The sequence below is a fragment of the Nocardioides albidus genome, assembly GCF_006335005.1.
Lineage (GTDB): Bacteria > Actinomycetota > Actinomycetes > Propionibacteriales > Nocardioidaceae > Nocardioides > Nocardioides albidus.
On the sequence record NZ_VDMP01000007.1, the window covers coordinates 17,924 to 22,567 of the forward strand.

Consider the following 4,644-nt stretch of genomic DNA (forward strand, 5'->3'; position numbering starts at 1 on the left):
CGCCTGGCGGCAAGACGCTTCGCTGTTGTCTTGGGCCGAGCGTGTCGTACGACACGGTCCTCAACGACGCCGACAACGTCCCCGGCGGCGAGCCCGCCCGCAACGACGCCGCCATCGCGGCGGCCTGCCGCGACGCGGGCCGGGCGCGCTACCGTCAAGGGCTCCTGCTCGTCGGCCTCGGTGTGGTCGTCGGCGCCGCCGTCGCGGCGACCGGCGTCGCGGCCCGGCGGCGCGGTCGAACGGTGGGCGCAGAGGGGATCGAACCCCCGACCACTTCGTTGTAAGCGAAGGGCTCTACCGCTGAGCTATACGCCCCGGAAGCCGGGACAGCGTACCGAAGCCCGCGCGCCAGGCCGAACCGGCAGGCCTGCGCCCGCCCGACCCGGGCGAGGACGCGGCGGCGGGGGTCGCTGACCGGTTCGACGGACATGGCCACACCCTAGGAGCGACAGGCGCCCCGGCGGCCGACGGTTCATGAGAACCCTCTCACCCCCGACTCATGCCTGCCTCACCCCGGCTCGGGAGGTTGGCGATGTCGACGCGATGTCGACGACCACCGATCGAGGAGGAACCATGAAGAAGCCCCTGATGGTCGCGGTCAGCGCGCTGGGTGGTGTCACGGCGGCCGGAGTCGCCGTCAGTGTGCTCGCGTGGCCCGCCCAGGCCAGCGCCGGTGACGCGCAGCTCGCGTTCAAGCGTGAGCAGGACACCGCCGACGTCGTTCTCGCCAGCGACGACGACGACCCGGACGACGACCCGACCAACGCCGACACCCGCACCAACACGGGCACCAGCACCGGAGGCGTGACCAACACCCAGGGCGACGACACGCGGACCGGAACCCGCAGCGGGCGCGACGACAGCCGCACCGGCCAGGCCCGCGCGGACTGGACCGGCGACGGCCCCGGCGCGAAGGTCCGGGACTGGACGCGCAACCACACCAACGACAACACCCGCCACAACACCCGCGGCTGATCCCGCGATGAGCACGCCGCTGTCGTCCTGGGGCTTCGCCGAGGGTGACGCGATCACCCCCGAGCTGACCGCGCTGCGGCCGCTCGGGGGTGGCTCGGCGTACGAGGCCTATCTCGCCTTCGACGAGATCACCTACGGGCCGGTCGTGGCGAAGGTCGTCCGGCCGGACGCCGCCGACGACGAGCAGACTCTGCGGGCCCTGGTCCGCGAGGCCACGGCCCTCGACGTCGCGCACCATCCGGTCGTCGTACGCGGACTGCGGCACGACGTCGACGCGGCGCGTCCCCACCTGGTGCTCGAGCACGTGGAGGGTCCGAGCCTCTCGCGGCTGATCCGACGGCACCGGCGGCTCTCGCCCCAGCAGTACCTGCCGCTGGCCGTCGACCTCGCCTCGGCCCTGCACTTCTTCCGTCACGCCGACGTGTGCCACCTCGACCTCAAGCCCAGCAACGTGATCATGGGATCGCCCGCGCGGCTCATCGACTTCTCCGTCGCCCGCCAGTCCGCCAGCGCCGCCGAGATCACCGGGCAGATCGGCACGGACGCCTACATGGCGCCCGAGCAGGCCGCTCCCGGAGACGCGTACGGCGTCCCCGGCCATGCCAGCGACCTGTGGGGTTTGGGGACCACCCTGTTCCACGCGATCGCCGGCTACCGCCCGTTCCGCGACGGGGACCCGGACCTGACGGAACCGGCCGGCCGGTTCCCGCAGCTGCTGGACGCTCCGGTGGAGCTGCCCGCCGACGTACCCTCCGCCGTCGCCAAGGTCGTGCACGCCCTCCTCGAGCCCGACCCGGCCGACCGCCCGCTGCCGCGCGAGGTCGCCGAGGCGCTCGAGCCCGAGATCGCCGCCCTGCCCGCTCCCCGCCTCCACTGGAAGGGTTGAGTTGCCCCTTTCTCACCGTTGAGTTGCCCCGTCCTCACTGTCGAGTTGCCATGGCTCGGCGGCGGGTGGCAACTGGACGACGAGAAAGCGGCAACTCAACGGGCGAAGCGGTAGCCCATCCCGCGCACGGTGACGATGGCGTCGGAGCCGAGCTTGCGGCGCAGGTAGCCGACGTAGACGTCGACCACGTTGGAGCCGGGGTCGAAGTCCAGGCCCCAGACGTGGTCGAGGAGCTGCTCGCGGGACAGGACCTGGCCGGGGTTGCGCAGGAAGATCTCGGCGAGGGCGAACTCGCGGGCCGAGAGCTCGACCTCGCGGCCCGCGATCGTGGCGCGTCGTGTGCGCAGGTCGAGGACGACGCCGCCGGCGGCGAGCGGCTCCACGGAGCCGTTCGCGCCGGCCGGCGCGGCCGATTGCCGTAGCCGCAGGCGGATCCGGGCGCTGAGCTCGGCGAAGCGGAAGGGCTTGGCCATGTAGTCGTCCGCCCCGCCCTCGAGAGCGGTGACGGTGTCGGTGACCGAGTCCCGGGCGGTGAGCACGATGACGGGGACGCGCGCCCCCTGCGACCGCAGCTGATCGATCAGCTGGAAGCCGTCGAAGCCGGGCAGGCCGATGTCGAGCACCACGAGATCGACGTCCCCGGCGAGCGCGTGGTCCAGGCCGGTCGGACCGTCGGCGGCGACGGTGGTGCGGTGGCCCTCGGCCCGCAGTCCCTTGGCGACGAAGGAGGAGATCCGCTCCTCGTCCTCGACGATCAGGATGTGGGCCACGACAGCACCTGGGTCCGCTCGGACGGGCCCGACCGGTCCGAAGGGTACGGCGGGTCCGGCGGGGCCAGCGGCAGGACGACGGGGAGCACAGCGGGCACGTCGAGGACGAAGCGGGCGCCGCTCCGGGCGGTGCCCGATTCGACGTACGCCGTCCCGCCGTGGGCCTGCGCGATCGCGGCGACGATCGAGAGCCCCAGACCGAAGCCGTCGTCGCCCGCGGGTACGACGGCGCGGCCGAACCTGCTGAAGATCCGCTCGCGGTCCTCGGCCGCCACGCCGGGCCCGTCGTCATGGACCCAGCAGCGCAGCGTGGCCCCGACCTGGGCCGCGCCGACCGCGATCCGGCCCCCGGGCGTGGTGTGCTTCACCGCGTTGTCGGCCAGCGCCAGCAGCGCCTGGGTGACCCGCTGCGCGTCGAGCACCAGCTCGGCCGGGAGATCCGGCGCGACCTCGAGGACCCACTCGCGCTCGCCGAGCCCCCGGGCCTTGGTCAGCACCGCGGCCAGAAGAGCGGAGGGGTCGGTGGGCCCGGGGGAGAGGAAGTCGGGGCGGTCGCTCTTGGCCAGGACGATCAGCTCGCCGACGAGCCGGCCCATCCGGTCGACCTCGTCGAGCAGCAGCGCACGGGTCTCGGCCACCTCACGCGGGTCGTCGGCGTCGAGGAGCTCGAGGTGGCCGCGCAGCACTGTCAGCGGCGTCCGAAGCTCGTGGCCGGCGTCGTCGAGGAACTGCCGTTGGCCGGCGAAGGCGTGCTCGAGACGGTCGAGCATCCCGTTGACCGTCCGGGTGAGCGCCGTGATGTCGTCGTTGCCGCGCTCGGGCAGGCGACGCGACAGGTCGGTGGCCGTGATCGTCTCGGCGGCGAGGTGCAGGGTCCGCAGCGGCCTCAGGAGTCGGCCGGAGACCCAGGCGGCGGCACCGGTGACGAGCGCCGCCGAGAGCAGGGCGACCAGGGTGTAGGTGCGCATGGTCTGGCCGAGCTCGGCGCGATCCTCCGACAGGTAGGTGACCACCAGCAGCGCGCCGCGCTGGCTGCCCTGCGCGACCGGCTGCGCGGTGATCCGGACCTCGCCGCGGTCGGTGTCGAGGTAGGTCGTCCCGCCCTCGACGACCAGCGGAGCCACCGCCTCCAGGAAGCGCGGGTCGTCGACGAGCGGGTCCTCCGGGAACTGCACCAGTCGCCCGTCACCGATCCAGCCGACCAGGAGCTCGTCGTCGTCGGGCACGTTGCGGGTCAGGAAGCCCTCGAGCAGGTCCCGCACCGTCGCGAAGTCGCCGGTGCGCTGGAGGGCGACGAACTCGTCGAGCTCCTGCTCGACCTCCTGCTGCAGGGTCTCGGCCAGCGCCCGGCTCTCGACCCAGTAGACGATGAGACCCGCACCCGCGAGAGCGAATGTCACCAGGAGCGCGACGGCCGCGGTGATCCGGGTCCGGACGGACAGGCCGGACCGGGACGGCGGGTCAGTCGTCATCGTGCCCGTGGTCGCCGCGGTCGTCGTCCCGGCCCTCGGTGTCGTCCTCGGTGTCGTCCTGGCTGTCGTCCTCCGTGTCGTCCCCGTCGCCGTGACCGTCGCCGTGACCGTCGTCGGGTCCGCGCCGGTCGTCGTCCCGGTCGTCCCGGTCATCGCGCCCGCGACGGTCGTCACCGAGATCGGGTCGCGGCGTGATCACCTCGGCCGAGGACGTGGACGGCGCGCCCTCCGGGGTCGGCGAGGTCGCCGGCGCGGCCGGGGTGGCCGGCGTCGTGTCGTCGGGGGCCGGGCCGAGGTCGATCGGCGCGCGGGCCGGCGGCTCGTCGGCGCCCGCGCGGACCACGGCACCGGCGGCGAAGCCGACGAGCACCATCAGCGCAGCGACCGGCAGCAGGACCTTCCACGCACGACTCATGACCCGACCATCCTGCCTGATGGTGGGCGGTGCGTGAGAGCCGGATGAGAGCCCTCTCATTCTTGTGGGCCGAGCGTGTCGCCAGTCGAAGGCTGCCCGCAGGCGCTCGCTGCGCTCGGCCCGCGC

Annotated in this window: 5 protein-coding genes and 1 tRNA gene; 2 read left to right on the forward strand and 4 right to left on the reverse strand. The window is 73.4% G+C overall.

Annotated elements, in window-relative coordinates; translation table 11 throughout:
• Positions 1-243: 243 nt before the first annotated feature.
• Positions 244-315: transfer RNA gene (locus tag FHP29_RS00210), tRNA-Val, on the reverse strand.
• Between the two features lie 258 nt (positions 316-573).
• On the opposite strand from FHP29_RS00210, the gene FHP29_RS00215 reads away from it, so the two are divergent.
• Together FHP29_RS00215 and FHP29_RS00220 are read left to right on the forward strand one after the other, a co-directional pair.
• Positions 574-975 (forward strand): hypothetical protein, encoded by a 402-nt coding sequence (locus FHP29_RS00215; RefSeq protein WP_139620865.1) that lies wholly within the window; start codon positions 574-576, stop codon positions 973-975.
• Between the two features lie 7 nt (positions 976-982).
• Positions 983-1,861 carry a serine/threonine-protein kinase gene (locus tag FHP29_RS00220; protein WP_139620866.1) on the forward strand — a complete coding sequence of 293 codons (879 nt, stop codon included), beginning with the start codon at positions 983-985 and terminating at the stop codon, positions 1,859-1,861.
• A gap of 95 nt (positions 1,862-1,956) precedes the next feature.
• On the opposite strand, the gene FHP29_RS00225 is transcribed toward FHP29_RS00220, so the two are convergent.
• Genes FHP29_RS00225 through FHP29_RS21445 form a run of 3 tightly spaced genes read right to left on the reverse strand, consistent with a single transcriptional unit; the run spans position 1,957 to position 4,518 of the window.
• The gene (locus FHP29_RS00225; RefSeq protein WP_139620867.1) at positions 1,957-2,631 is read right to left on the reverse strand and encodes a response regulator transcription factor; all 675 of its coding nucleotides are present in this window, start codon (positions 2,629-2,631) and stop codon (positions 1,957-1,959) included.
• Complete coding sequence (locus FHP29_RS00230) at positions 2,616-4,103, reverse strand: sensor histidine kinase (protein WP_139620868.1); 1,488 nt, start codon at positions 4,101-4,103, stop codon at positions 2,616-2,618. Before FHP29_RS00230 ends, FHP29_RS00225 begins: the two co-directional genes overlap by 16 nt.
• Positions 4,093-4,518 carry a hypothetical protein gene (locus FHP29_RS21445; protein ID WP_158296425.1) on the reverse strand — a complete coding sequence of 142 codons (426 nt, stop codon included), beginning with the start codon at positions 4,516-4,518 and terminating at the stop codon, positions 4,093-4,095. The genes FHP29_RS00230 and FHP29_RS21445 overlap by 11 nt, the downstream gene beginning before the upstream one ends.
• Positions 4,519-4,644 lie beyond the last annotated feature (126 nt).

Excerpts from the sequence above, each read along its gene's own strand:
- FHP29_RS00215 (WP_139620865.1), top strand. The coding sequence starts at position 574 with ATGAAGAAGCCCCTGATGGTCGCGGTCAGCGCGCTGGGTGGTGTCACG.
- FHP29_RS00220 (WP_139620866.1), top strand. The coding sequence starts at position 983 with ATGAGCACGCCGCTGTCGTCCTGGGGCTTCGCCGAGGGTGACGCGATC.
- FHP29_RS00230 (WP_139620868.1), bottom strand. The coding sequence starts at position 4,103 with ATGACGACTGACCCGCCGTCCCGGTCCGGCCTGTCCGTCCGGACCCGG.
- FHP29_RS21445 (WP_158296425.1), bottom strand. The coding sequence starts at position 4,518 with ATGAGTCGTGCGTGGAAGGTCCTGCTGCCGGTCGCTGCGCTGATGGTG.